Origin of the sequence: Brevundimonas sp. UBA6550 (assembly GCF_002434505.1) — a bacterium.
Classification (GTDB): domain Bacteria; phylum Pseudomonadota; class Alphaproteobacteria; order Caulobacterales; family Caulobacteraceae; genus Brevundimonas.
The window spans coordinates 530,283-554,349 of record NZ_DJKE01000012.1; the positions used below are offsets into that span (position 1 = coordinate 530,283).

Consider the following 24,067-nt stretch of genomic DNA (forward strand, 5'->3'; position numbering starts at 1 on the left):
CCCGCCGGAGGTTCCGGCGGGCGTCGTCATGTCTCGATCTCTGAACGGCCTTACTTGGCGGCGGCGTACAGTTCGTTGACCTTGTTCCAGTTCACCACCGTCCAGAACGACTTCAGATAGTCGGCGCGACGGTTCTGATATTTCAGATAATAGGCGTGTTCCCAGACGTCGGCGCCCAGGATGACCTCGCCGCGCTCGTCCACCACATCCATCAGCGGATTGTCCTGATTGGGGGTCGAAGTGATCTTCAGCTTGCCGTTCTGAACGATCAGCCAGGCCCAGCCCGAACCGAACTGCGCGGCGCCGGCGGCGTTGAAGTCTTCCTTGAACTTGTCCATGCCGCCCAGATCGGCGTCGATGGCGGCGGCGAGTTCGGCCGACGGTTGGCCGGCCTGATCGGCCGGGGCCAGCAGTTCCCAGAACAGGCTGTGGTTCCAGTGACCGCCGCCGTTGTTGCGCACGGCCTTGGGCGCGGTCGAGATGCTGGTGAAGATTTCCTCCAGCGACTTGCCCTGCAGGCTGGCGTCGGCGTCGACGGCCTTGTTCAGGTTGTCGACATAGGTCTGGTGGTGCTTGTCGTGGTGGAAGGTCATCGTCTCCTTGTCGATGGCCGGCTCCAGCGCGTCATAAGCGTAGGGCAGCGGGGGCAGGGTGAAGGCCATGGAGAGCTCCTTTTTCCGACAATCTTGATGGGCGAAACATAGGCGCCCGTTCGTGAAACCCAAGCGACAAAGCCCGGATTCGTTCCGACTTATCGGCTCGGAACGGTCAAGCTGGCAAGTTCGCCTTCAGGCAGTCGCGCACCGCCCGCTTCAGATCGCCCGGCGCATTGGGTTCGTCCACGCCCTCGGCCGCGAAGACCGCGCGCACGGCGGCGTCCAGACCCTTGGGCAGGGCCTCGACCACCCGCTTCTGACCCTTCTCGTGCAGGCAGAAGCCCACCTCGCGGCACAGGGCGGAAAACAGCGGTTCGTAGGCGTCGAGAACGGTCATGCCGCCCCTCTAGCATCGGGGCGGCCATGGGGACAGATGACGCGAGGAAAGCCCCGAAGATTCGGCGCGGCCCCTCCCTCCCCTCTGTCATCCTCGCCCTTGTGGCGAGGATGACGATCAGGATTGGATCAATCCTTCAGACGCTCGGCGTGGAAGGCGACGTGGTCGGCGATGAAGCTGGCCATGAAGAAATAGGAGTGGTCATAGCCCGGCTGCATGCGGATCATGATCTTCTGGCCCGCAGCGTCGGCGGCGGCCTGCAGCAGTTCGGGCTTCAACTGGTCGGTCAGGAAGCTGTCGGCGTCGCCCTGGTCGATCAGGATGTCGTCGTACACGCCCTTGGCCGCACCGGACGCCATCAGCTTGGCGGCGTCATGCCGATTCCAGACGGCGCGGTCGTCACCCAGATAGGCGCTGAAGGCCTTCTCGCCCCACGGCACGACCGACGGCGACACGATGGGCGCAAAGGCCGAGACCGAGCGGAACAGGTCGGGATGTTTCAGCGCCAGGGTCAGGGCGCCATGCCCGCCCATCGAATGGCCCGAGATCGCGCGCACGCCCGTCGTCGGGAACTCGCCGTCGATCAGGCGGATCAGTTCGCCCGTGACATAGGATTCCATGCGGAAATGCGCCGCCCACGGCTCTTGCGTCGCATCGACATAGAAGCCTGCCCCCTGCCCCAGATCATAGGCCGGATCGTCGGCGACCCCTTCGCCGCGCGGGCTGGTGTCGGGCGCCACGATGATGACGCCCTGCTTGGCGGCGGCGCGGTAAGCCCCCGCCTTGGTGGTGAAATTGTCCTCGGTGCAGGTCAGGCCCGACAGCCAGATCAGGACCGGAAACGGCCCCTCTCCGCCCGGAACGAAGACCGACAGCGTCATGGGCGTGCCGGTCGTCTCGCTGTCATGCTTCAGATAGCGAAGGGTTCCGCCGTGGACGATGTGGGTCTTGGTGGTTTCAAAGGTCATTTGGTCTAAGCCCCTGTCGTGTCTTCGGCATCACCCGAACGCGCTTCGGCGATGACGAGATCGCGTAGATAGTCTTCCAGCGCCTGGCCTCGTGATCGTGCAATCAAGCTCAGCCGCGCAATCAGATCGTCGTCGAGTTGAATGCGAGATCCGCCATCGTTCACCCCGCCCGGTGCATGGCGCAGATCTTGTTGCCGGATGGGTCGCGCAGATAGGCCAGGATCATCGGGCCGTAGGGTCCGTTGCGTTCGCCCGGCGGGTCTTCGATGGCGCGGCCGCCGGCGGCGACGCCGGCGTCGTGGAAGGCCTGAACCGCCTCGGCGTCCTTGGCGAAGAAACCGATGGTGCCGCCATTGGCGTGGCAAGCCGGTTCGCCGTCGATGGGCGCGCCGATGGCGAAGGCGCCCAGGCGGCTGCGCCACCAGTAACGCCCCTTGGCATCCGGCCCCGCGCCCGGCTCAAGCCCCAGCGCGCCGAGCGCGGCGTCATAGAACCGGCGCGACGCCTCGATGTCGTTGGCGCCGACGGTGACGTGGGTGAACATGGCGAGCCCTCCTGATCTATGGTCGGCTAACGATAGCCACGACAGTTTCTTTTGGCAACGAACCCGTCACCGGGGAACGGGCTGGCCGTCGCGGTCCAGATAACGCAGTCCCGGCCGCCCCCTCTGGGCCAGGATAACCGCGACCAGTTTGGGGATGCTGTCCTCGATGGTATAGGGCGCATCGGGGCCGCCGAGATCAGTTTTAATCCAGCCGGGCGCCAGCAACAGCAGGGCGCGGGGGTCGTCGGCGCGGCGGGCGGCGTAGCAGCGCATCAGCATGTTCAGGGCCGCCTTCGAGGCGCGATAGGCGTCCACGCCGCCGCCCTTGTTGTTGGCGAGACTGGCCTGGCCCGACGACATGACGCCGATCACCCCGTCCGGCGCCACCCGCTCGCCCAATGCCTCGACCACCTGAAGCGGCGCCCAGGCGTTGGTGGCCATCAGGCGGGTGAAATGGTCCAGCGACGTGTCGGCGATGGCGCCAGGCGCGTCGGCCACGCCCGCATTGACGAACAGACAGTCGAACCGTCGATCTGACAGCCGGTCCGCAAGCGCCCCGATCTCCGCGCCATCGGTGATGTCCAGCGTCTCGATCTCAAGCGCCGGATGATCGGCCGCCAGGGCGTGCAGAGGCGATTCAGAGGACCGGACGGTGGCGACCACGGACCATCCCAGCCCCAGGAAGGCCTGGGCCAGGGCCAGACCCAGGCCCCGCGACGCCCCGATCAGCAGGATGGAGCCAGTCGTCGCCCCGGCCATGGTCAGAACACCACCACGCTGCGGATGCTCTTGCCCTCGTGCATCAGGTCAAAGGCCTTGTTGATGTCTTCCAGACCGAAGGTGTGAGTGATCATCGGGTCGATCTCGATCTTGCCGTCCATGTACCAGTCGACGATCTTCGGCGTGTCGGTACGGCCGCGCGCGCCGCCGAAGGCCGAACCGCGCCAGACCCGGCCGGTGACCAGTTGGAACGGGCCGGTGGCGATCTCCTTGCCGGATTCCGCCACGCCGATGACCACGCTTTCGCCCCAGCCGCGATGGCAAGCCTCAAGCGCCTGGCGCATGACGACCGTGTTGCCGGTGCAGTCGAAGGTGTAATCCGCACCGCCGCCGGTCAGTTCGACCAGATGGGCCACCACGTCCGGCACATCCTTCGGATTGACGAAATGGGTCATGCCGAAGCGACGGCCCCATTCCTCCTTGTCGCCATTGATGTCCACGCCCACGATCATGTCGGCGCCGACCATCTTCAGCCCCTGAATGACATTCAGGCCGATGCCGCCTAGGCCGAAGACCACGGCGTTGGCGCCCGGCTCGACCTTGGCCGTATTGACCACGGCGCCGACGCCGGTGGTCACGCCGCAGCCGACGTAGCAGGCCTTGTCGAAGGGCGCGTCCTTCCTGATCTTGGCCAGGGCGATCTCGGGCAGGACCGTATAGTTCGAGAAGGTCGAGCAGCCCATATAGTGGGCGATGGCCTGGCCCTTGTAGCTGAAACGGCTGGCGCCGTCGGGCATGACGCCCTTACCCTGGGTCCCGCGAATGGCGGTGCACAGGTTGGTCTTGCGCGACAGGCACGACTTACACTGGCGGCATTCGGGGGTGTAGAGCGGGATGACGTGATCCCCGACCTCGACCGAGGTCACGCCCGCCCCCACCTCGACCACCACGCCCGCGCCTTCGTGGCCCAGGATGCTCGGGAAGATGCCCTCCGAATCCAGACCGTCCAGCGTATAGGCGTCGGTGTGGCAGATGCCGGTGGCCTTGATCTCGACCAGCACCTCGCCCGCGCGCGGGCCTTCCAGATCGACCTCGACGATTTCGAGGGGGCGTTTGGCTTCGAACGCAACGGCGGCGCGGGTTTTCATGATCTTAGGTCCTTCGGAGACCCCTATCGCTCGCCGCGCGTCCCCGCCTGCGCGGGGATGACGACGCTCGCTACACTAGGGCCAGGGCGTGTGATGCGTTCCTTCTAGGCCGGGTCGCAGACGAGCGAAACGGCGACAAACGCAAAACATTATTGCTGAACAGGGATAATCATGCTGGATCATCCGCATGACCAGCCGTTGGGACGGGATCGACGAGTTCACCGCCGTTGCGGAGCAGGCCAGCTTCTCCGCCGCCGCCAGACGGCTGGGCCTTTCCACATCCGCCGTCAGCCGCGAGATCGCGCGGCTGGAGGACCGGCTGCAGACGCGGCTGCTGAACCGCACCACCCGCCGGGTCGAACTGACCGATGCCGGGCGCGACTTCCTGACCCGCTGTCGCCGCCTGATCGACGAGCGGGACGAGGCCCTGGCCGCCGTCCAGCCGGACGACAGCGCTCCGCGCGGCCTGCTGCGGATGACCTGTTCGGTCTCCTATGGCGAGCGATTCGTGGCCCCGGCGGTCAACCGCTTCGCCCGCGCCCATCCCGAACTGTCCATCGAACTGGATCTGGACAACCGTCTGCGCGACCTGGTCGGCGACGGCTACGACCTGGCGATCCGTTTCGGCCATCTGACCGATTCGCGCCTGATCGCGCGCAGGCTGGCGTCGCGGCGGCTGATCCTGTGCGCCAGTCCCGACTATCTGGCGCGGCGAGGGGCGCCGCGCGATCTGTCCGAGATCGCCAGCCATGACGGACTGCTGGGCTCGTCGGAACACTGGCGTTTCACCGAGGGCGGGCGCGAGGTGACGCTGCGCCCCACCGGCCGCTGGCGCTGCAACTCGGGCGCCGCCGTGCTGGATGCGGCGCTGCAGGGTCTGGGCCTGTGCCAACTGCCCGACTTCTATGTGGCCGAGGCCCTGGGGTCGGGCGCGCTCGTCTCCCTGCTTGACGACGCCCGTCCGCCTGACGAAGGCGTCTGGGCGGTTCACCCGCATCCGCGCCACGTGCCGCCCAAGGTCCGCGCGGTGATCGACGGGTTGCACGACGCCCTGTCAAGGACGCGACGCCCGCTCTGACGCAAAGCCCGACCAATGGGTCAGACGAAACTGACGCATCTTCCGCCTAACATCGCCCCTTCCCGTTTCGGTCCCGTCAGAGGCGCAGCCGCCCATGAACCTGGTCATCCTCACCGGCGCCGGCATATCGGCCGAGAGCGGCGTGCCGACCTTTCGGGCGTCGGACGGGCTGTGGTGCGGACACATTGTCGAGGATGTGGCGACGCCGGAAGGTTACGCCGCCGATCCGGCCCTGGTTCAGGACTTCTACAACCAGCGCCGTCGCCAACTGGCCGAGGTCGAACCCAACGCGGCCCATCGCGCCCTGGCCGATCTGGCGGCGCGCTGGGAGGGGGACTTCATGCTGGTGACCCAGAACGTCGACGACCTGCACGACCGCGCCCATGAGGCGGCGCCCCCCGCGCCGGGGTTCGAACTGATCCACATGCATGGCGAACTGCTGAAGGGGCGCTGCACCCGTTCAGGCGTTGTCAGCGACTGGCCCGGCGACATGGCGGCGGACGAGCCGTCGCTCGACCACCCGCAGGGCCGGATGCGGCCGCACATCGTCTGGTTCGGGGAGACGCCGCTGCACATGGATCGGATCGAGGCGGCCCTGGCGGCTTGCGACCTGTTCGTCTCCATTGGCACGTCGGGCGCGGTCTATCCGGCGGCCGGGTTCGTGCAGGCGGCGCGCTAGGCCGGGGCGCGGACGGTGGAGATCAATCTGGCGCCGACTTCGGGCGCGCGCCTGTTCGACGAGGGCGTCTATGGGCCGGCGACCGCCGCCGTGTCCGCATTCTTCGACGCCTTGTAGAAACGAAAACGGCGACCGCTGCGAAGCGGCCGCCGTTCCGGTCGTTCGAGGTCGAGGCGGCTTAGGCCAGGACGACGATGGTCACGCGGCGGTTCTGCGACCGGCCCTCGGGCGTGTCGTTGGAGGCCACCGGCTGTTCCTGACCATAGGAGATGGTCGCCATCCGGTTCAGGGCCACGCCCTGACGGTTCAGGAAGCGACGCACGGCCTCGGCGCGCTGCTCGCCCAGCTGATCGTTATGCTGGGGCGTGCCGGTCGCGTCGGTATAGCCCTGGATTTCCAGATAGACGTTCTTGTTCTCGCCGCGCAGACGCTGGGCGAACTGGGCCAGGCGCTGCTCGGCCTCGGGCGACAGGGCCGCCGCGTCGGTGGGGAACTTCACCGAATCGTCGGACAGCACGACCTGATAGAGGAACTTGCCCTCCGCCAGCTTGTGCGCGTCGTTGGCGCGTTGCAGCGCCTGACCCGCCGTGCCTTCGACGCCGGTCACGCGGGTATCGACGACTTCCACCTGATCACGCACGAAACGATGGCTGGCGCAGCCGCTGGCCGCAAAGCCGAGGGCGATGAGGGCGCCGCCGACGACCGCCGTCCTGAGTTTCGATCTGCTCAAGTTCTGTCTCCTTCTTGCCGGGGGCGCCACGCCCAGTTCATGCGCCAGATGAAAATGGCGTAGGCTGAAAGGCGGAGTAATGACGTGCGTTGGGCAGGAAGATGTCAGCTTGACCATAACGACATGGGCGTATTTCGACGATTTATGCCAGATCATGGAACCGGCGGGCGAGATGCGACGTTGGTCCGCCGACGGCCGTGCCGGAGGGCGGGCCGGCTGATCTCAACGAAATCTGAAACGTCGCCCGGTTGTATTGGGCTTGCGCCTCTTTCCTGACGCGCCCGAATGTTTTCAACGGGTCGTCGTGATTTTTTTACAGGCGTTTCGTTGCGATGACCATGCGACCAAGGCTGTCGGCTTCATCACGGATCGGCGATTGAGACCGGCGCGGACACGGCGATGGGCGCTGGCGGCGACGCCCATCCTGGCGGCGCACCTGGGCCTGGGTCTGCTGATGACCGTCCAGACCCCGACGGCGCCCGAGGTTTCGGAGCCGCCGCTGGTGATGGTGGAGTTGGTCGATCCGCCGCCTCCCCCGCCGCCGCCGCCGCCCGCCCGTGTCATCGCGCCCGAGCCCTCGCCCAAGCCGGACGAGCCGGCGGCGGCCGCATCGGCCGCGCCGCCCAGACCCGCGCCGCAGCGTCGGCCCCCGGCCGTGGCGGCGGCCCGGCCGCGCCCGGTCATGGCAAGGCGCCCGCCCGACGTCGAACCGCTGCACGTGGCGCCCGCCCCGCCGGGGCCGCCCCTGCCCCTGCTGGGTCCGGCCGAGATCGCCGGCGCCCTGACCGTGGGCGCGGGCCCGGGCGGCGGCGGCGGCCAGGGCGCTGGGGCTGGCGTGGGCGGCGGGCCGGGCGGCGCGGGAACAGGGCGCGGCGGCGGATCGTGCGACATGGTGCGCTGGGTCCAGGATGCGGTGCGGGACGACCAGGCGGTGCGCCGCGCCGTCATCGACGCCGCGCAGGAGATGAACGCCTCGGGCCGCGCCATACTGGTGTGGAACGGCGACTGGCTGCAGAGCCGAAACCAGTCGGGCAAGGGTCTGGCCGGGGTGCGCCAGGCCATCGCGCTGGAGGTCGCCTTCGCGCCTGCCGACTGCAAGGCCCAGCGCATGACCGGCCTTGCGGTGCTGAAGCTGGAAGACCGCCCCGGCGGCGCGCAACTGGCCCTGGGCAAGGGCAGCTGGCGCTGGTCCGACCTGCTGGGGGCGGGTTAGGCGGCGCGCGGCCCGAACAGGATGATCCCCGCGCCGGCCAGGCAGACCAGCCCGCCCAGCACGTCCCAGCGATCCGGCGTCGTCTTTTCGATCACCGCCATCCAGATCAGCGAGGCGCAGATATAGACGCCCCCATAGGCCGCGAAGGCCCGCCCCGCCGCGTCGCTGGGGATCAGGGTCAAGAGCCAGGCGAAGGCCATCAGACAGACGACGCCCGGCGCCAGCCACAGCGGCGACCGATCCAGCTTCAGCCACGCCCAGAAGGCGAAACAGCCGCCGATCTCCGCCAGGGCCGCAAGGGGATAGATGAGGATCGGCGTCATGGGCGGGCGTCATACCAACCGGCGGCCAGATCGAGCCACTGTGGGTTTGCGCCTTCGATCAAGGCCAGCTTCCAGGACCGCCGCCATTTCTTCAGCGCCTTTTCACGCCCGATCGCCTCGATCATGTTCTCATGCTGCTCGTACCACACCAGCGTCTTGCAACCATGCTCTGAAGCGAACCCCGGCGTGGCGCCAGTGCGATGCCGCCATATCCGCTGCAACAGATCGCTGGTGACGCCGGTGTAGATCGTGCCGTTGCGAAAGTTCGCCATGATGTACACGGCGATGACGGCGTCATCTCTCATGTTCGGGACATGAGCATGTAAGTTTGACCCATACAACATTCGTCATTCCGGGGCTTCGCGCAGCGAAGAACCCGGAACCCAGGGCCGCATAAACCAGCGTGGGCCGCCCTGGGCTCCGGGTTCCGCTGCGCGGCCCCGGAGTGACGGTCATTAATGCTCCATCTATTCTTCCTTCGCCGCCCGTTCGGCCGCCAGCTTGGCCAGCACGCGGCCCCGGCCGCGCGACAGGGCGTGGATGGCGCCGCGCATGGTGGCGACCTCCTGTTCGGAGAAGGCGGCGCGGCCCAGCATGACGCGCAGGTTCTGGCTCATGGAGCGCTTCTTCTCGGGCGGATAGAAGAAGCCGCCGTTTTCCAGCTCCTCCTCCAGATGCTCGTACAGGCCGATCAGCAGGTCGTTGGACGCCGGCGGTTCGCTTTCGCGAAAGCGCGGCGGCGGGGCGTCCAGGATCAGGGTGCGCCACTCATAGGCGTTGATGGCCACGGCCTGGGCTAGGTTCAGCGAGTGATGCTTGGGGTCGATCGGAATGGTGACGATGCCCGCGCACAGGGCGATGTCGGTCGTCTCCAGCCCCGCGCGCTCGCCGCCGAACAACAGGCCGGTCTTCAGGCCCGACGCGGTGTCGTCATAGAGAACGCGGCCGGCCTCGCGCGGGGTGCGGACGGGCTGGCGCGTTTCGCGCGGGCGGGCGGTGGTGGCGAAGACGGTGTTCAGGTCGGCGATGGCCTCGGCGACGGTCGAGAACACCCGCACGCCCTCCAGCACCCAGTCGGCGCCCGAGGCCGTGGCCCAGGCCCGCTCTTGCGGCCAGCCGTCGCGCGGACTGACCAGACGCAGGTCCGCCAGGCCGAAGTTGGCCATCACCCGCGCCACGGCGCCGATATTCTCGGCCATCTGCGACTTGTCGAGGATGACGGCGGGGGGAGTGAGGTCGGACATGGGCGCTGCTTAACGCCTCAGGCCACGCTCGCAAAGCATCCCTCTTTTTCGTCATCCTCCGGCAAGCCGCGCAGCGGCGCAGACCGGGGGACCCAGCGGCGCGCGAGAGCGCGAACCTGTCGCGAACCCGATCTTAGGCACCGAGCGCCGTATGCATTTCGCCTACGGCGCCGCTGGGTCCCCCGATCTCGCTACGCTCGTCGGAGGATGACGAAAGCAAGGGGGCTCAGTCCTCGCCCACCATGGCGATCCAGGGGTCGACGGTTCCGGCCTCGACCTCGGCGACCTTGACGGCGGGCCAGCCGATGGAGGCGCTGGCCGAGGCGGTCCAGGCGGAGACGATGAAGTCGCGCAGTTCGCCCGCGCCCGCCGCCAGACGTTCGTTGACGAAGGCCGCGCCGCGCGGGTCCTGATCCTTGAAGCCGCCCGCCTTCTCCATACGGTAGAAGGGGATCACCGTGCCCAGGGTGGTTTTCAGATAGGCGACGGTGCGCGCCTTGGGATCGAAGCCGTCCAGTCGGGCGGCCGGCATGGCCGCCTCGATGGCGTCCAGACGCGCGACGCGGCCGGTGAACTCGCCCTCGAACAGGGCGTGGGTCTGACGCGAGTTGGTGAAGCCTTCGGGATTGGGGAAGTCGCCCCAGCCGTTGAAGTGGATGCTGGCATGGTGCGGCTGAGAGCCGTCGCCGACATAGTGACCCATGACGCCGATGTCGCGCAGGATCAGGGCCTCGCGACGCAGGCGGTCGGCGCGGTACCAGGCCTGGCGCTCCATGTTCGTCTCGCGCTTCTCGGCGGCGTTCAGCACGCGCCAATAGGCGAAGTCGCGGCCCAGCTGCTGCCAGCCGTCGATCATGGCGTAGGGCAGATAGCCGGCGTCGTTGACGCTCAGGCCGGCCTTGGTCAGGGCGGCGTCGTATTCCGATTTCAGGCGCGGCAGGTCGTCGATGCTCATGCCGCGCTGGTCGAAGACCCGGCCCTGGTCGTCCAGGTCGATGAAGTGGGCGGTGTCGCGTTCGCGGTCGTGCGGCTGGCCGGCGCCCTTCCAGCGGTCGGGTTCGCGCGCCAGTTCGCCCACGTCGGCGATGGCGGCCGGGGTGCGCAGGAAAGCGGGCAGGTCGTCGGGCAGGGCCCGCATCGCCGCCACCCCGATCAGTCGGTGGCCGGTGTTGCCCCAGGCGGTGACGGTGATGGCGGGCGCGACGACGGCGAGCATGGCCACGGCGGCGATGGCGAGACGTTTCATGAGACGGACCTGAAGGGTGAGATTGCTCGCTCTAAGAGCATGATCGGGAGGGGGTGAGAAGTGCCAGCGAGCAAGGGGTGAGCCGCCGGATCGACGGCCGTGCGAACCGCCTACCTGCTCGGCTCGACCGGCGCCGGCGGGCCGGCCTCGTCCTCGTTCAGCAGACGGCCCTCGCGGCGGGGCTTGATGTAGGGGGCGGGCTGGGGCGTCGGCATATTGCCGCGCATCAGCTGGCGGCCGGCGGTGACGCCGCCGGTCAGCTGCAGATCCAGGCGGGCGTCGTCGCGGCGGCGCACGTCGCCGATGGTCTCGGCCGCCTCGCGCTCGTCCAGGCCCAATTCGACCAGGGCGCGCTCTCCGAACTTCAGGGCGGATTCGAAGGTCTCGCGGATCTGATAATCGACCCCGGCCTGGATCAGGCGCATCGAATGGCCCCGGTCGAAGGCGCGGGCCATGATCTTGGTGGTCGGGAACTCGGACTTCACCAGTTCGACGATGCGGTCGGCGGCCTCGGGCTTGTCGACGCAGACCAGAACGATCTCGGCCTCTTCCGCGCCGGACGCTCGCAGGGTGTGCAACTGGGTGCCGTCGCCATAATAGACCTTGAACCCGAACTGGGAGGCGGCCTGGATCATCTCCACGTCGTTCTCGATGATCGACACGTCCACGTCGCGGGCCAGCAGGGGCTGGGACACCACCTGGGCGAAGCGGCCGAAGCCGATGATCAGCACCTGGCCGCGCAGGTCCTTGGCGAGGTCCACGCCCTCGGCGCTTTCGGCGTCCTGGACCGGCTGGGGCGACAGCCGCGCGATCAAGAGCGAGGTCAGGGGCGTCAGGGCCATCGACAGTATGACCACCGCCGACATCATGGCCCCGATCCGGGCGTCGAACAGGCCGGCGGCGACGGCGGCGCCGTAAAGGACCAAGGCGAACTCTCCCCCTTGCGCGAACAGGCCCGCACGCTCGACCGCCTCATGGTGCGAGGCCTTGAACAGGCGCGCGACGGCGTAGATGCCCACGCCCTTGACCAGCATGAAGACCACGACGCCGCCGATCACCAGCCGCCAGTCGGCGACCACCACCGACACGTCCAGCGACATGCCGACCGACAGGAAGAACAGGCCCAGAAGGATGGCGCGGAACGGCTCCACATCCGCCTCCAGCTGATGCCGGAAGGTGGATTCCGACAACAGAACCCCGGCCAGGAAGGCGCCCATGGCCATGGACAGGCCGCCCAGCGACATGGCCCAGGCGGCGCCCACCACCACCAGCAGGGCGGCGGCCGTCATCACCTCGCGACCGCCGTAGCGGGCCAATAGGCGGAAGATCGGATTGACCGCATAACGGCCCGCCAGCAGCACCCCGCCGACCGCCGCCAGGGCGAAGCCGATGGTCTGCCACAACGGCGGGGCGTGTTCGGCCGCGCGTCCGGTCAGCGAGGCCAGGACGGCGACGATGGCCAGCAAGGGCACGATGGCCAGGTCCTCCAGCAGCAGGATGGACACCGCCCGCTGGCCCGGCCCGCCGGCGATCTCGCCCCGCTCCTCCAGCATCTGCATGATGACGGCGGTGGACGACAGGACGAAGCCCATGGCGCCCACGAAGGCGACCGAGGGCGAAAAGCCCGCCAGCATGGCCGTGCCCGTCAGGATCAGGCCGCAGAACAGCACCTGGGCCGCGCCCAGGCCGAAGATCTCCTTCCGCAGCCCCCACAGCCGTTTGGGCCGCATCTCCAGCCCGATGATGAACAGGAAGATGACCACGCCGAACTCGGCGACGTGCAGGATGGTCTGGGGTTCGCGAAACAGCTTCAGGCCGAACGGCCCGATGGCCAGGCCCGCCGCCAGATAGCCCAGCACCGACCCCAGGCCGATGCGTTTGAACACCGGCACGGCGAGAACCCCCGCCGCCAGCAAGGCCGCCGCCGCGCCCAGATCCAGTCCCGCCGTCGCCTCGGCCATCGCGCGTCCCATCAAGCTTGGCGTCTATTGTGGGGAAGGCCGCGCGCGATTGCGAGAGGACGCGAAAGACACGGTGCGCGATCCGATGTCGGGGCGCGTCGCGGGCGCCACAGTTTCGCCTCAGGACCACAGATCAGTGTTGTCCAACCAACAACCGGAGGACGCCATGCCCCGTCTGGCCAGGATCGCCGCCCTGTCGCTGCTCAGCGTCTCTTTCGCCGCACCGCCGGTCGCCCTGCCCTCCGTGGCCCTGGCCAAGCCCCTGGACGGAGAGGCGACGCCGGCGGCCTGCGGCCCTCTGGGCTTCGATCTGGGACAGGCTGCGCCCGTGGTTGCGCCTCCGGTGGTGCGGCGCCCGCCGCCCCCGCCCGTGAACATTACGCCGACCCGCAAGGAGGACCGCCTTCCCTACGGTGCGCCCCCTCCGCCTCCACCGCCGCCTCCTCCGCCTCCGCCGCCCGCACCTCCCGCGCCGATGCGGCCGAACCTCATTCAAGGCTCGTCGTCAGCTTCAGGCGCGGTGAACGACATCGTCGTATCCGGTTCTCGGGTCACGGCGTCGCCGGGCATGACGCCGCCGCCCGCCGACACCGAACGCTATCCCGACGCCACGCCCAATCCGGTGAAGCGGACCAGCGACCAGCCGGTGTCGACCTTCTCCATCGACGTGGACACCGCGTCCTATTCCAATGTGCGCCGCTTCATCGGCGAAGGCCGGACGCCGCCCAAGGACGCGGTGCGGGTCGAGGAGCTGATCAACGCCTTCGACTACGACTACGCCCGGCCCCCGTCGCAGAGCCGGCCGTTCGCCGTCACCACGGCGGTCGCGGCCTCGCCCTGGGCTGAGGGACGGCAGATCGTGCATATCGGTTTGCAAGGTTATGAACTGCCGGCCGACCAGCGGCGGCCGCTGAACCTGACCTTCCTGGTCGATGTGTCCGGGTCGATGCGCAGCCCCGACAAGCTGGACCTGGCCAAGAAGGCGATGAACCTGGCTATCGACCGGCTGCGGCCCCAGGACACCCTGGCCGTCACCTATTACGCCGAAGGGGCGGGCACGACGCTGCAGCCGACGCCCGGCGACCAGAAGCTGAAGATGCGCTGCGCGGTGGCCAGCCTGCGCGCATCCGGCGGCACGGCCGGGGCGACCGGCATGACCAACGCCTATGACCAGGCCCAGGCCAGTTTCGCCCGCGACAAGGTCAACCGCATCCTGATGTTCACCGACGGCGACTTCAACGTGGGCGTCACCGACGACAAGCGGCTGGAGGATTATGTCGCCGACAAGCGCGGGACCGGCGTCTATCTGTCGGTCTATGGCTTCGGGCGCGGCAACTATCAGGACGCGCGGATGCAGGCCATCGCCCAGGCGGGCAATGGGGTCGCGGCCTATGTCGGGGACCTGAGGGACGCGCGTCGCCTGTTCGGCCCGGCCTTCGACAAGGGCGCCTTCCCCATCGCCGACGACGTCAAGATCCAGGTCGAGTTCAATCCCGCCCGCGTCGCCGAATGGCGGCTGATCGGCTACGAGACCCGGCTGCTGAACGAGCAGGATTTCAACAACGATCAGGTCGACGCGGGCGAGGTCGGATCGGGCGCCAGCGTCACGGCCCTGTATGAGATCACCCCCGTCGGCGGGCCGACCCAGATCGGCGAGCGTCGCTATCCCGACAACCGGATCGGCGTGGGCGGCGGCGATCCGAACGGCGAGATCGGCTTCATCCAGGTGCGTTACAAACAGCCGGGCCAGAGCCGGTCCGAGCTGATCCAGCAGCCCCTGACCAATCGTACGACCGGCCCCGTCAGCGCCCAGCCGCCCGAGGCCACGCGCTGGGCCTTGGCCGTCGCCGCCTTCGGCCAGAAGCTGCGGGGCGATCCGTGGATGGCCGGCGACTATGGCTGGGACCGGATCGTGGACCAGGCGCAGGGCGCGCGGGGCGACGATCCGTATGGCGAGCGGGCCGAATTCGTTCAGCTGGTGCGGGCGGCCGAGACCCTGCCGCCGCAGCGAACGCCATGATGGGGACGTCCTGACCGGAACCGCCACGCTCGCGGCGGGTTTTCAGCGCAACGCTTCAACCGCAAGGACACCCGCCATGAAAATCCGCGACGTGATGACCAGGGACGTTCACCTGGCCCGCCCCGGCGACACCCTTCAGGACGTCGCCAGCCGGATGGCCAAGGGCGGTTTCGGCTTCGTGCCCGTGGCGGACGGCGACCAGCTGATCGGCACGATCACCGACCGCGACATCGTGGTGCGCGCCCTGGCGACCGGCGCCGCCCCATCGGCGACGGTGGTGGAGTTCATCACCCGCGACGCCCAGACCGTGCTGGACACCGACGACCTGAAGGTCGTGCTGGACCTGATGGGATCGAAACAGATCCGCCGCGCGCCCGTGGTGGACAAGCACGGCCGCGTGGTCGGCGTGGTCTCGCTGGGCGACCTGTCGACGCGGGTGAAGGAGAAATACGCCGGAGAGACGCTGGAAAGCATCTCGCGTTAAGGACTGCGTAACCGCGCCCCGACACCGGGCGTCAACGATCGTCATTCATCCTGGCCGTTGGTTTCGGAGAGTGGCATGGCGCGCGCGCAGTTCCAGAAGGGTCAGAAGGTCTGGGTCGAGTGCGTCGGCGCCTGGGCCTTCGTCGAACAGGTCCAGCCGGTCTGGGCCAAGGGCTTCGACGAGCCTGTGCGCGTCACCTACGATGTCGGATTGGGGCGCGAGTTCACGGCCAACGAGCTGATGCTGGCCGCCGAGGACCCCGGCGCGGACCAGGACGGCGGCGACTGGCGCGTGCTGCGCGCCCGCAACAAGTGGCAGCAGCCCGAGGACTGCCTGCACCACCCCCAGCCCGGCACCTATCCGGTGGTGGTGACGGACCGCGCCGACTGGGGCGGCTGGCGCGTGCCCGGCGCCGAATACGACCGCGATCCCGAGCATATCGAGCGTCAGGCGCGCCTGATCGCCAGCGCGCCCCAGCTGATGCAGGTGGCGCAGGGTCTGGTGGACCTGGTGTCGGAAAGCCCCGACGACGCCCCGCCCGCCGTGCTGGGCCTGGCGCGTCGGGCCCGCGATCTGCTGCAGGGCGTGAACCGCGTGCTGGACGCGGCGCCCGAGCGCCTGCCCGCCCCGGCCGTCCTGGCCTAAATCCGGCGAAAAGACCCATCGGAGGGTCGACACGAATCCGCGACGCAGCCTAGATTCCCGTCTCAGCCGGTATTGGTCGGGAGGGGTGGCTTGCGCGACGCGGAGCGGCGGGAACATGGGCGGGGGCGACGTGCGTCGGACCGCGCCCCTGGCGCGCCGGCCTGGCTGCGCATCGGCGTGCTGGTCGCGGCCCTGCTGTCCACCGGCTATGTGTTTCTGGCGTCTCGTGAAATCACGCGACCGACGCGCGAGGCGGATCGGCTGACGGCCGAGAACCTGATGTTGAACGCGCGGCTGACGGCCAGCCGCATCGAGGTGTTGACGCGCGCGGCCGACGCCGGTCTGGCCGCCGGAACCGCCGCCGCAGCCGGGAACCGGCCCGCCGCCGAGGTGGTCGAGGCCGCGCGCCGCGCCGCGCCGGACGTCGCCTTCGCCCTGATCGGGCCGGGCGAAACGGCGCTGGCCCAGGCCGGCGACGGCGCGATCCCCGCCGCATCGACGTCCACCCCCGCCGGCCGGCTGGAGGCGCGCATCGTCCCGCCGCTGGACGAGGCGAAGGGCCTGCGGATCGTGTCGCCCGCCGGCGTGGTGCTGGCCTCCGCGCGCGTCGCCGAAATCGGCCAGCCGATCCGCGCCCTGATCGGCGCGGACGTCGCGGCGCTTGCGCCCCTGACCACGCCCGCCCCCCTGTCCATCGGCGGACAGGACCGGCTGACGGCGACGGCGCGGGCGGGCGCGCAGGGCTCCTATGTCGTGGCGGTGTCGGACGATGCGACGGTGGGAACGATGGACGACGCCTGGCTGATCGGGGCGCCGCTGCTGCTGGGTCTGGCGGTCATGGGTCTGTTCGGCCTCTACGGCCTGCGCCGCAATCGCCAGCACCGCGAGCGGATCGCCACCGAAAAGCGGTTCCGCATCGCCGTGGAGGCCGCGCGCTGCGGCGTGTGGGAATGGGACCTGGCCAAGGGCGAAGTGTCCCTGTCCGACTATATGGCGACCCTGCTGGGGTTCCAGCGCGGGGGCGTGGCCGAGGCGGAAGAGGTGATCGCCCGCATCCATCCCCGGTTCCATGAGGATTTCCGCCACGCCCTGCGCCAGGCGGCGGCCTATGGCGCCTTCGAGATCACCTTCCCCGTGCCCGGCGCGGACGGGCGCACGCGCTGGATCGACGCGCGGGGCCAGGCGCGCGGCCCGCGCGGCGAGGCCGGCTTCACCGCCATACTGGGCGTGGCGCTGGACATCACCGAGGCCCGCCGCGCCAAGGCCGCCGCCCAGGCCGCCGAGAGCCGGCTGCGCGACGGGGTGGAAAGCATTTCCGACGCCTTCGTCCTGTTCGACCGTCAGGGGCGGTTGATCCTGTGGAACCAGGCGTTTGAGGACGCCTTCGGCTTCGACCACGGCGTGGTGCGGCGCGGCGCGCTGAAGGACGAACTGAACCGCATCGCCGGCCTGGCCATCAAGGCCGAACATCCGCCGGCCGGAGGGCGGGCGGGTCTGCGCGAGGTCGAACTGCACGACGGGCGCTGGCTGCAGCTGTCGGAACGCTTCACCTCCGAGGGCGGCTCGGTCGTCACCGCCGCCGACATCACCGCCATCAAGCGCGAGGAGGCCGAGCGCCGCCGCGCCGCCGACGACCTGCGCGCCACCGTCGACCAGCTGGAATCCAGCCAGGAAAAGCTGTCGCTGCTCGCTCGCAAATACGAGGTCGCCATGACCCGGGCCGAGGCCGCCAACCAGGCCAAGTCCGAGTTCCTGGCCAATATGAGCCACGAGCTGCGCACGCCGCTGAACGCCATCAACGGCTTTTCCGAGATCATGGCCAGCGAGCTGTTCGGGCCGCTGAACGAGAAATACAAGGGTTACGCCGCCGACATCCTGAAGTCGGGCCAGCATCTGCTCAGCCTGATCAACGACGTCTTGGACATGGCCAAGATCGAGGCCGGCAAGATGACCCTGCATTATGAGCCGGTGTCGTTGCAGGCGGTGTGCGAGGACGCCGTGCGCCTGATGCGCGGCAAGGTTCAGGACGCGGGGCTGAAGATCGCCGTGGAAGGCGGCGACCTGCCCGACATCGAGGCCGATCAGCGCGGCGTCAAGCAGGTAATGCTGAACCTGATCTCCAACGCGGTGAAGTTCACGCCCGAGGGCGGGTCCATCGTCGTGTCGCTGCAACCGTTCCAGGGACCGGCGGGCGAGGCGCGCATCCGCGTCGCCTGCGCCGACACCGGCATCGGCATCGCGCCCGAGGACCTGGTGCGCCTGGCGCGCCCGTTCGAACAGGTCGAGGGCCAGCATTCCAAGACCACCCAAGGCACCGGCCTGGGCCTGGCCCTGACCAAATCCCTGATCGAAATGCACGGCGGCCAGCTGTCGATGGAAAGCCAGCCCGGCGTCGGCACCACCGTCAGCTTCGACCTGCCGGTCAAACGCCCCGATCAGACGGTGCAGCCGATCCGGGCGGCGTTCGCGGCTTAGGGCGGTCGCCTGACGTTATGTTAGCCCGAAAAGCGATGTCGCTTTTCAAGCCAAGGCGGACGTGAGCGTCCCCGGCAAGCGCGGTCACCCTTAATCCACCAAAAGCCGTTAGGGCTGTCCACGAGGACTCGTCATATTGACTGCACGATTTTGCACGATTATGTGCACGGTCATGAACGTTTACCTGCTCCCAGAACGCCGCCGCGAAATCATTCTTGAACGGCTAAACAAGTCACAACGTGTCGTCGCGCGCGAACTCGCAGATGAGTTTGGCGTATCCGAGGACGCGATACGTCGCGATCTTCGGGACCTTGCCGGGGCGGGCAAATGCCGACGCGTTTACGGCGGCGCCCTGCCGCTGACCGACACCGCTCCGTTCGTTGATCGGGTAGACCGCAACTTCACAGCAAAACGCGCGCTAGCGCGTGCTGCAGCCGCCTTGGTCAAACCCAGGGACACGATCTACATCGACGCCGGGACCACAAACCTGCTCCTTGCGGAAACCCTGCCCCTTGGCCAGCCGGTGACCGTGATCACGAACTCGGTGACGATCGCCGCAGCGTTGTATCGCAAGCCCGAGGTGACGCTGTTCCTTATCGGGGGCCACGTTGATCCCCAAATCGACGCTGCAGTCGGGGGGACGGCGGTGGCGCAAATCGGGCGATATCGACCAGACATCACCTTTATAGGCGTGTGTGCGGTCAGCGCCAGCTCGGGACTTTCGGTGCTGGACGAACGGGATGCGGACGTGAAGCGTGCGGCGATCGAGGCGAGCCGTCGCCTCGTCGTCCTGGCCACGAACGACAAACTGGGACGGGCTGCACCTTATCACATCGCACCGGCAGCAGGAGTGCAAGCGCTCGTGGTGGAACGAACTGCGCCAGCGGATGAAGCCAGCGCGTTCGAGCAAATCGGGTCGATGATTATCCGAGCGGAAGGCGCATCCGATATCATGGCGCAGCGCGCTGACTGAGGCCGAGTGGATGACAAAGCCTCAAACTCAAGGTCGTACGCGGCTTGGGACACGATTAGCCTTTCTCGCCGCGGGGTTCGGTCTCGCAAGTTGGGCTCCTTTGGTGCCGTTTGCCCGAGACCGGGTGGGGGTCGATGAAGGCGCGCTGGGCCTGTTGCTGCTGTGCCTCGGGGTTGGATCGGTTACGGCGATGACGCTGACAGGCATGCTGAGCGCCCGGTGGGGCGTTCGCCCTGTGATCGTGCTCAGCGGCCTGTTGATGGCGGCCACGCTACCTTTCCTCGCAAGCGTTGATACGCCCGCTCTCCTCGGCGTGACCCTGTTTCTGTTTGGCGCGGGCCTCGGCTCACTGGACGTAGCCATGAACATTCATGCCGTGGAGGTTGAGAAAGCAGGCGACGCGCCTCTGATGTCGGGCTTCCACGCCTTGTTCAGTATCGGCGGGTTCGGCGGCGCCGCTGTCGTTACGGGACTACTGTCGCTGGGTGTATCGGCGATCTTTTGTGCGGCGGCCAGCGCAGTGGTCGTCGGCCTAGCCATCCTCGCGGCCTGGCCTCGCCTGTTGAGGATTAGAGGCGCGCAGGACGGACCCTTGTTTGCTATTCCCCGGGGCGTCGTTCTGCTGCTGGCAGTCCTCGCAGCTGCCGCCTTTCTCGCTGAAGGGGCCATTCTGGACTGGAGCGCGGTTCTCATCACGGACGCGGCCCTCGTTCCGGTCGCCCAAGGCGGCCTCGGCTACATCGTGTTCTCGATCGCCATGACGGTCGGACGTCTTCTAGGCGACGGCGTCACTGCGCGGATGGGAGACCGAAGGGTGCTGTTCTGGGGCGGGATCGTCGCCGTGTGGGGGTTTGTCCTGCTGTTGCTCGCGCCGAACGCTGCCATCGCCTCGGGTGGCTTCGTGTTGATCGGTCTGGGCGCCTCGAACATCGTACCAGTCCTCTTCCGCCTCGCAGGCGCCCAGACCATTATGCCGTCGGGACTGGCCATCGCGGCGGTCACAACGACGGGCTATGCGGGCGTGCTGGTCGGTCCGGCCGGCGTCGGCGCCATCGCTCATGTCCTTGGACTGGGCGCCGCTTTCTGGGTGGTGGCAGCTCTGGTTGCGCTCGTCCCGATTTTCGCCTTCAGGGCGACAGCGCTAGCTGGGAGGGCCTGAGATCGATGGTGTCAACAAGACGATTTCAAGGTCCGCGAACGACTGCCGCCAAGATCTCGCAACACCTGACAGTCGCGATCCTGAGCAGATTGGCGCGTTTCGAAACCGGTGAAACCGTCCGAGTCTGACGGCATACGCCACCCTCGTCATGCTCTGAATGCAGACGCGCTTCACCCTTAGCCGATGCACACTGCGCCCGCTAAGATCTCATCATAGCGAATAGATTCAGACCAACTCCACGCCCATCGCCGTCGCTTCGCCGCCGCCGATGCACAGGGCGGCCATGCCGCGGGTCTTGCCGTGGGCCTTCAGGGCGGACAGCAGGGTGGTCAGGACGCGGGCGCCAGAGGCGCCGAGCGGGTGGCCCAGGGCGCAGGCGCCGCCGTTGACGTTGATCTTGTCGTGGGGGATGCCGAGTTCCTGCATGGCGATCATCGGCACGATGGCGAAGGCCTCGTTGACCTCCCACAGGTCCACGTCGTCGGCGCTCCAGCCCGCCTTCTTCAGCGCCTTCTGCAGGGCGAAGACCGGGGCGGTGGTGAACAGGTGCGGCTCGTGGGCATGGGCGGCCTGGCTGACCACGCGGGCGACCGGCGTCAGGCCCAGGGCCTGGGCCGTCGACTGGCGCATCATGACCAGGGCGGCGGCGCCGTCAGAGATCGAGGCGGCGGAGGCCGCGGTGATGGTGCCGTCCTTGCCGAAGGCGGGCTTCAGATTGGGGATCTTGGACGGATCGGACTTGGTCGGCTGTTCATCGCGGTCGACGGTGACGGGGCCTTTGCGGGTCTTGACCTCGACCGAGGCGATCTCGGCGTCGAAGGCGCCTGAGTCCTGCGCGCGCTTGGCCCGGCCGGCGCTCTCGATGGCGTAGGCGTCCTGCTGCTCGCGCGTGAACTGATAGACCTTGGCCGTGTCCTCGGCGAACTGTCCCATCAGCTTGCCGGGGGTGTAGGCGTCCTCCAGTCCGTCCAGATACATGCTGTCGGAAATGACGTCGTGGCCGATGCGGGCGCCGCCCCGGTGCTTCTGCATCAGATAAGGGGCGTTGGTCATGGACTCCATGCCGCCCGCCACGATGACGTCGGCGGAACCGGCGGCCAGGGCGTCATGCGCCATCATGGCCGCCTGCATCCCCGAGCCGCACATCTTGTTGATGGTGGTCGCCTCGGTCGAGGTGGGCAGGCCCGCGCCCATGCCCGCCTGACGCGCCGGCGCCTGGCCCAGACCGGCGGGCAGGACGCAGCCCATGATGATCTGCTCGACCTTGGCGGCGTCCAGACCGGCCCGCTCCAGCGCCGCCTTCACCGCCGCGGCGCCCAGTTCGGTGGACTTGGCGTCCGACAGCGCGCCCTGGAAACCGCCCATCGGGGTGCGGGCGTAGGAGACGATGACGACGGGATCGGCGGACGACATGGCGGTTTCCTTTGATTTGCAGCGACAGATAGCGATCCGGCCGGATCAGGAGAAGTGCAGCCGCCGATACTTGCCCCGGAAATAAAGCAGGGGATCGCGGCGCGGCTCGAACCGGGCGCGGGTGACGCGACCGATGAAGACCAGATGATCGCCCGCCTCCACGATCTGGTCGGTGGCGCATTCGAAACTGGCCAGGGCGCCCGACAGGATGGGGGCGCCGGTGTCCCACGCCTCCCACGCCACGTCCTGGAACCGGTCGCCGGCGCGGGCGAAGACGCCCGACGTCGGCTGCTGGCCGATATGCAGGACATTGATGGCGAAATGCGCCGCCTGGCGGAACCGCTCCACATTGGCCGACGACCGGGCCAGGCAGAACAGGATCAGCGGCGGGTCCAGCGACACCGAGGAGAAGGAGTTGGCGGTCAGGCCGACGGGCTGGCCCGCCTCGTCCATGGTGGTGACCACCGTCACCCCCGTCGCGAAACAGCCCAGGGCGTCGCGCAATGTGCGGGGGTCGGACCCGGCCATGTAATGCAGCGCCTCGCGCGGGGCCTGGCGCTCCAGGAAGCCGAGGACCAGGGCGTTCTCCGCCTCGCCGGAATCTGCGCCGTCGTCGCGGGCGACGATCTGGACCGGCAGATCGAGCGCCGCCGGATCGAGAGGCGGCTGGAACGCCGGGTCGGAGGCCGAAATCACCAGACAGCTGGCCAGGGCCGCGCCCGTGACCTGCAGCGCCGGGATCACGGCCGGCAAGCTGGCCTCGGCGCAGATCAGGGCGGGACGCGACGGCAGGTCGGTCAGGAGGCGCCGAAGCTCGCCCGTCGGATCGTCCGCCCTGTCGAAGGCGGGCGCGATCAGGACATGACGACCGGCCTCCGTCAGCGCGCGCACCGACCGCCGCCAGTCGCCGAACAGGGCCTGGGGCCGGCCGATCAGCAGCACGACGGGATCCTCGGGATCGCCCCAGCTTTCGACGTCTTGGCCCCCGATGCGGGGCGGCGATTGGGTCATGGCGTCAGAACGGTCCGGTCACGGGATATCGGCCCCTCATAAGGGAAGTGGACGGGTCGATGCTAGCGGCGGCGGCCGGTTCGGCGGCAACCAAGCGCGCCAACCGTCGTTCTTTCGGCTCGAAACAGAACACGAAGGCTTTTCCCCATGACCTCTCCCCGCACCGCTCCGACCCGTCTGGCGCTGGCCGGCGCCACCGCCCTGGCCCTGACGCTGACGGCCGGCGCCGCCTCGGCCCAGACGCCCACCAATCAGGATCGGCTCGGCGCCGTCGTCGGCGCCCTGTTCGGCGACCGACTGGGCCTGTCGGCCATGGACCAGGCCTGGCTGCGCGGCGGTCGCCCCTTGCGTGACGGCCAGACGCAGTTCACCGGCCGGGTCGACGCCGGCGTGCGCGCCGGAACCGTGTCCGCCTCTGCCGCCACACGGCTGAGGGCCGACTACACCGCCCTGGTCGATCTGGAGAACCGCTACGCCGCCGATGGCATTTCGGCCCAGGAACGCGCCGATCTGAACGCGCGCTACACCGCCCTGACCCAGACGCTGGATTCGGGGGCCGCCGGCTATGGCGACGCCAATACGGTCGCGGAAGGCCGCGCCGCCTTCGACGCGCGGGTGGACGCCTCGGTCACGGCGCGCCGCATCACCCGCACCGAGGCCACGCGCCTGAAGGCCGACTACCAAGCGCTGATCCAGGTCGAGAACCGCTACAAGGCCGACGGCTCGATTAATGCGACCGAGCGCGCCGATCTGGACGCGCGCCTGGATGCGCTGGACCTGCGCGTCGGCGACGGCCCGGCCGGCCAGACCCCGACCACCGCCCTGCCCGCCCGCACCCGCCTGGCGAACCTGGAAGCCGGCGTGACGACGGCGGAACGCGCCGGCGCCGTCACCCGCGCCGACGCCGCCGACATCCGCGTCGAACTGGGCGATCTGACGCGCCTTGAGGCCGCCTACAGCCGCACCAACCCGTCGTCGGACGACACCGCCTATCTGACCCGCCGCATCGGCGAACTGGAAAGCCGCGTCCGTCGCTGACC

At 68.4% G+C, this 24,067-nt stretch carries 23 protein-coding genes and 1 pseudogene; 10 read left to right on the plus strand and 14 right to left on the minus strand.

All coding sequences use genetic code 11. The annotated features are described in order from the left end of the window. Positions 1 to 50: 50 nt before the first annotated feature. The 6 genes from B3Z70_RS16020 to B3Z70_RS16045 all read right to left on the minus strand — a co-directional run bounded on the left by B3Z70_RS16020 (position 51) and on the right by B3Z70_RS16045 (position 4,373). On the minus strand, positions 51 to 662 hold the full coding sequence (locus B3Z70_RS16020; protein WP_292022326.1) for a superoxide dismutase: 612 nt from the start codon (positions 660 to 662) through the stop codon (positions 51 to 53). A 106-nt stretch (positions 663 to 768) separates the two neighbouring features. Then, complete coding sequence (locus tag B3Z70_RS16025) at positions 769 to 993, minus strand: hypothetical protein (protein ID WP_292022324.1); 225 nt, start codon at positions 991 to 993, stop codon at positions 769 to 771. A gap of 128 nt (positions 994 to 1,121) precedes the next feature. Beyond that, positions 1,122 to 1,961: an S-formylglutathione hydrolase gene (gene fghA / locus B3Z70_RS16030; RefSeq protein WP_292022323.1), complete on the minus strand. Its 840-nt coding sequence runs from the start codon at positions 1,959 to 1,961 to the stop codon at positions 1,122 to 1,124. A gap of 160 nt (positions 1,962 to 2,121) precedes the next feature. Beyond that, positions 2,122 to 2,505 (minus strand): VOC family protein, encoded by a 384-nt coding sequence (locus B3Z70_RS16035; protein ID WP_292022320.1) that lies wholly within the window; start codon positions 2,503 to 2,505, stop codon positions 2,122 to 2,124. A gap of 66 nt (positions 2,506 to 2,571) precedes the next feature. Then, positions 2,572 to 3,264, minus strand: a complete 693-nt coding sequence (locus B3Z70_RS16040; RefSeq protein WP_292022317.1) for an SDR family oxidoreductase — start codon at positions 3,262 to 3,264, stop codon at positions 2,572 to 2,574. A gap of 2 nt (positions 3,265 to 3,266) precedes the next feature. Next, on the minus strand, positions 3,267 to 4,373 hold the full coding sequence (locus B3Z70_RS16045) for an S-(hydroxymethyl)glutathione dehydrogenase/class III alcohol dehydrogenase (protein WP_292022315.1): 1,107 nt from the start codon (positions 4,371 to 4,373) through the stop codon (positions 3,267 to 3,269). 187 nt (positions 4,374 to 4,560) lie between these two features. Between B3Z70_RS16045 and B3Z70_RS16050 the strand changes: the two genes are divergently transcribed. Both B3Z70_RS16050 and B3Z70_RS16055 read left to right on the plus strand, forming a co-directional pair. Continuing rightward, entirely contained in the window at positions 4,561 to 5,451 is an 891-nt protein-coding gene (locus tag B3Z70_RS16050; protein ID WP_292022313.1) for a LysR family transcriptional regulator, read from the plus strand. Between the two features lie 94 nt (positions 5,452 to 5,545). Then, positions 5,546 to 6,247: pseudogene (locus B3Z70_RS16055) on the plus strand (NAD-dependent deacylase). 61 nt (positions 6,248 to 6,308) lie between these two features. On the opposite strand, the gene B3Z70_RS16060 reads toward B3Z70_RS16055, so the two are convergent. Further along, positions 6,309 to 6,860 carry an OmpA family protein gene (locus B3Z70_RS16060; protein WP_292022310.1) on the minus strand — a complete coding sequence of 184 codons (552 nt, stop codon included), beginning with the start codon at positions 6,858 to 6,860 and terminating at the stop codon, positions 6,309 to 6,311. Positions 6,861 to 7,236: 376 nt separating this feature from the next. Here B3Z70_RS16060 and B3Z70_RS16065 point away from each other — a divergent pair, with 376 nt between their 5' ends. Next, complete coding sequence (locus B3Z70_RS16065) at positions 7,237 to 8,073, plus strand: hypothetical protein (protein WP_292045907.1); 837 nt, start codon at positions 7,237 to 7,239, stop codon at positions 8,071 to 8,073. Here the strand turns inward: B3Z70_RS16065 and B3Z70_RS16070 are convergent. From B3Z70_RS16070 to B3Z70_RS16090, 5 genes are all read right to left on the minus strand, one after another. After that, positions 8,070 to 8,396 (minus strand): YnfA family protein, encoded by a 327-nt coding sequence (locus B3Z70_RS16070; protein ID WP_292019466.1) that lies wholly within the window; start codon positions 8,394 to 8,396, stop codon positions 8,070 to 8,072. The genes B3Z70_RS16065 and B3Z70_RS16070 overlap by 4 nt on opposite strands. Continuing rightward, entirely contained in the window at positions 8,393 to 8,701 is a 309-nt protein-coding gene (locus B3Z70_RS16075) for a GIY-YIG nuclease family protein (RefSeq protein ID WP_292019464.1), read from the minus strand. The genes B3Z70_RS16070 and B3Z70_RS16075 overlap by 4 nt, the downstream gene beginning before the upstream one ends. 162 nt (positions 8,702 to 8,863) lie before the next feature. Next, positions 8,864 to 9,640: an RNA methyltransferase gene (locus tag B3Z70_RS16080; RefSeq protein WP_292019462.1), complete on the minus strand. Its 777-nt coding sequence runs from the start codon at positions 9,638 to 9,640 to the stop codon at positions 8,864 to 8,866. Between the two features lie 226 nt (positions 9,641 to 9,866). After that, positions 9,867 to 10,886 (minus strand): S1/P1 Nuclease, encoded by a 1,020-nt coding sequence (locus B3Z70_RS16085; protein WP_292019460.1) that lies wholly within the window; start codon positions 10,884 to 10,886, stop codon positions 9,867 to 9,869. Positions 10,887 to 10,996: 110 nt separating this feature from the next. Next, entirely contained in the window at positions 10,997 to 12,859 is a 1,863-nt protein-coding gene (locus B3Z70_RS16090; RefSeq protein ID WP_292019468.1) for a monovalent cation:proton antiporter-2 (CPA2) family protein, read from the minus strand. A gap of 154 nt (positions 12,860 to 13,013) precedes the next feature. On the opposite strand from B3Z70_RS16090, the gene B3Z70_RS16095 reads away from it, so the two are divergent. The 6 genes from B3Z70_RS16095 (at position 13,014) to B3Z70_RS16120 (ending at position 20,603) form a co-directional block, all read left to right on the plus strand. Beyond that, complete coding sequence (locus B3Z70_RS16095) at positions 13,014 to 14,867, plus strand: vWA domain-containing protein (RefSeq protein ID WP_292019458.1); 1,854 nt, start codon at positions 13,014 to 13,016, stop codon at positions 14,865 to 14,867. Between the two features lie 76 nt (positions 14,868 to 14,943). Then, complete coding sequence (locus B3Z70_RS16100) at positions 14,944 to 15,351, plus strand: CBS domain-containing protein (protein WP_292019456.1); 408 nt, start codon at positions 14,944 to 14,946, stop codon at positions 15,349 to 15,351. Between the two features lie 75 nt (positions 15,352 to 15,426). Then, positions 15,427 to 15,996 carry a hypothetical protein gene (locus B3Z70_RS16105; RefSeq protein ID WP_292045908.1) on the plus strand — a complete coding sequence of 190 codons (570 nt, stop codon included), beginning with the start codon at positions 15,427 to 15,429 and terminating at the stop codon, positions 15,994 to 15,996. A 90-nt stretch (positions 15,997 to 16,086) separates the two neighbouring features. Continuing rightward, on the plus strand, positions 16,087 to 18,471 hold the full coding sequence (locus B3Z70_RS16110; protein ID WP_292045909.1) for a sensor histidine kinase: 2,385 nt from the start codon (positions 16,087 to 16,089) through the stop codon (positions 18,469 to 18,471). Between the two features lie 172 nt (positions 18,472 to 18,643). After that, on the plus strand, positions 18,644 to 19,444 hold the full coding sequence (locus tag B3Z70_RS16115; protein WP_292024233.1) for a DeoR/GlpR family DNA-binding transcription regulator: 801 nt from the start codon (positions 18,644 to 18,646) through the stop codon (positions 19,442 to 19,444). Between the two features lie 10 nt (positions 19,445 to 19,454). After that, positions 19,455 to 20,603: an MFS transporter gene (locus B3Z70_RS16120; RefSeq protein WP_292024232.1), complete on the plus strand. Its 1,149-nt coding sequence runs from the start codon at positions 19,455 to 19,457 to the stop codon at positions 20,601 to 20,603. A gap of 225 nt (positions 20,604 to 20,828) precedes the next feature. Here B3Z70_RS16120 and B3Z70_RS16125 read toward each other — a convergent pair whose 3' ends face one another. Both B3Z70_RS16125 and B3Z70_RS16130 read right to left on the minus strand, forming a co-directional pair. Beyond that, positions 20,829 to 22,016, minus strand: a complete 1,188-nt coding sequence (locus B3Z70_RS16125) for an acetyl-CoA C-acyltransferase (protein WP_292024231.1) — start codon at positions 22,014 to 22,016, stop codon at positions 20,829 to 20,831. Between the two features lie 45 nt (positions 22,017 to 22,061). Next, the gene (locus B3Z70_RS16130) at positions 22,062 to 23,027 is read right to left on the minus strand and encodes a flavin reductase family protein (RefSeq protein ID WP_292024230.1); all 966 of its coding nucleotides are present in this window, start codon (positions 23,025 to 23,027) and stop codon (positions 22,062 to 22,064) included. Positions 23,028 to 23,174: 147 nt separating this feature from the next. Between B3Z70_RS16130 and B3Z70_RS16135 the strand changes: the two genes are divergently transcribed. Continuing rightward, positions 23,175 to 24,065 carry a hypothetical protein gene (locus B3Z70_RS16135; RefSeq protein WP_292024229.1) on the plus strand — a complete coding sequence of 297 codons (891 nt, stop codon included), beginning with the start codon at positions 23,175 to 23,177 and terminating at the stop codon, positions 24,063 to 24,065. The last annotated feature ends 2 nt before the right edge of the window (positions 24,066 to 24,067 follow it).

Coding starts and splice junctions, on each gene's coding strand:
- B3Z70_RS16050 (WP_292022313.1), top strand. CDS start 4,561: ATGACCAGCCGTTGGGACGGGATCGACGAGTTCACCGCCGTTGCGGAG.
- B3Z70_RS16115 (WP_292024233.1), top strand. CDS start 18,644: ATGAACGTTTACCTGCTCCCAGAACGCCGCCGCGAAATCATTCTTGAA.
- B3Z70_RS16035 (WP_292022320.1), bottom strand. CDS start 2,505: ATGTTCACCCACGTCACCGTCGGCGCCAACGACATCGAGGCGTCGCGC.
- B3Z70_RS16105 (WP_292045908.1), top strand. CDS start 15,427: ATGGCGCGCGCGCAGTTCCAGAAGGGTCAGAAGGTCTGGGTCGAGTGC.
- B3Z70_RS16075 (WP_292019464.1), bottom strand. CDS start 8,701: ATGAGAGATGACGCCGTCATCGCCGTGTACATCATGGCGAACTTTCGC.
- B3Z70_RS16130 (WP_292024230.1), bottom strand. CDS start 23,027: ATGACCCAATCGCCGCCCCGCATCGGGGGCCAAGACGTCGAAAGCTGG.
- B3Z70_RS16020 (WP_292022326.1), bottom strand. CDS start 662: ATGGCCTTCACCCTGCCCCCGCTGCCCTACGCTTATGACGCGCTGGAG.
- fghA (WP_292022323.1), bottom strand. CDS start 1,961: ATGACCTTTGAAACCACCAAGACCCACATCGTCCACGGCGGAACCCTT.
- B3Z70_RS16120 (WP_292024232.1), top strand. CDS start 19,455: ATGACAAAGCCTCAAACTCAAGGTCGTACGCGGCTTGGGACACGATTA.
- B3Z70_RS16135 (WP_292024229.1), top strand. CDS start 23,175: ATGACCTCTCCCCGCACCGCTCCGACCCGTCTGGCGCTGGCCGGCGCC.
- B3Z70_RS16040 (WP_292022317.1), bottom strand. CDS start 3,264: ATGGCCGGGGCGACGACTGGCTCCATCCTGCTGATCGGGGCGTCGCGG.
- B3Z70_RS16090 (WP_292019468.1), bottom strand. CDS start 12,859: ATGGGACGCGCGATGGCCGAGGCGACGGCGGGACTGGATCTGGGCGCG.
- B3Z70_RS16025 (WP_292022324.1), bottom strand. CDS start 993: ATGACCGTTCTCGACGCCTACGAACCGCTGTTTTCCGCCCTGTGCCGC.
- B3Z70_RS16045 (WP_292022315.1), bottom strand. CDS start 4,373: ATGAAAACCCGCGCCGCCGTTGCGTTCGAAGCCAAACGCCCCCTCGAA.
- B3Z70_RS16100 (WP_292019456.1), top strand. CDS start 14,944: ATGAAAATCCGCGACGTGATGACCAGGGACGTTCACCTGGCCCGCCCC.
- B3Z70_RS16085 (WP_292019460.1), bottom strand. CDS start 10,886: ATGAAACGTCTCGCCATCGCCGCCGTGGCCATGCTCGCCGTCGTCGCG.
- B3Z70_RS16080 (WP_292019462.1), bottom strand. CDS start 9,640: ATGTCCGACCTCACTCCCCCCGCCGTCATCCTCGACAAGTCGCAGATG.
- B3Z70_RS16070 (WP_292019466.1), bottom strand. CDS start 8,396: ATGACGCCGATCCTCATCTATCCCCTTGCGGCCCTGGCGGAGATCGGC.
- B3Z70_RS16095 (WP_292019458.1), top strand. CDS start 13,014: ATGCCCCGTCTGGCCAGGATCGCCGCCCTGTCGCTGCTCAGCGTCTCT.
- B3Z70_RS16125 (WP_292024231.1), bottom strand. CDS start 22,016: ATGTCGTCCGCCGATCCCGTCGTCATCGTCTCCTACGCCCGCACCCCG.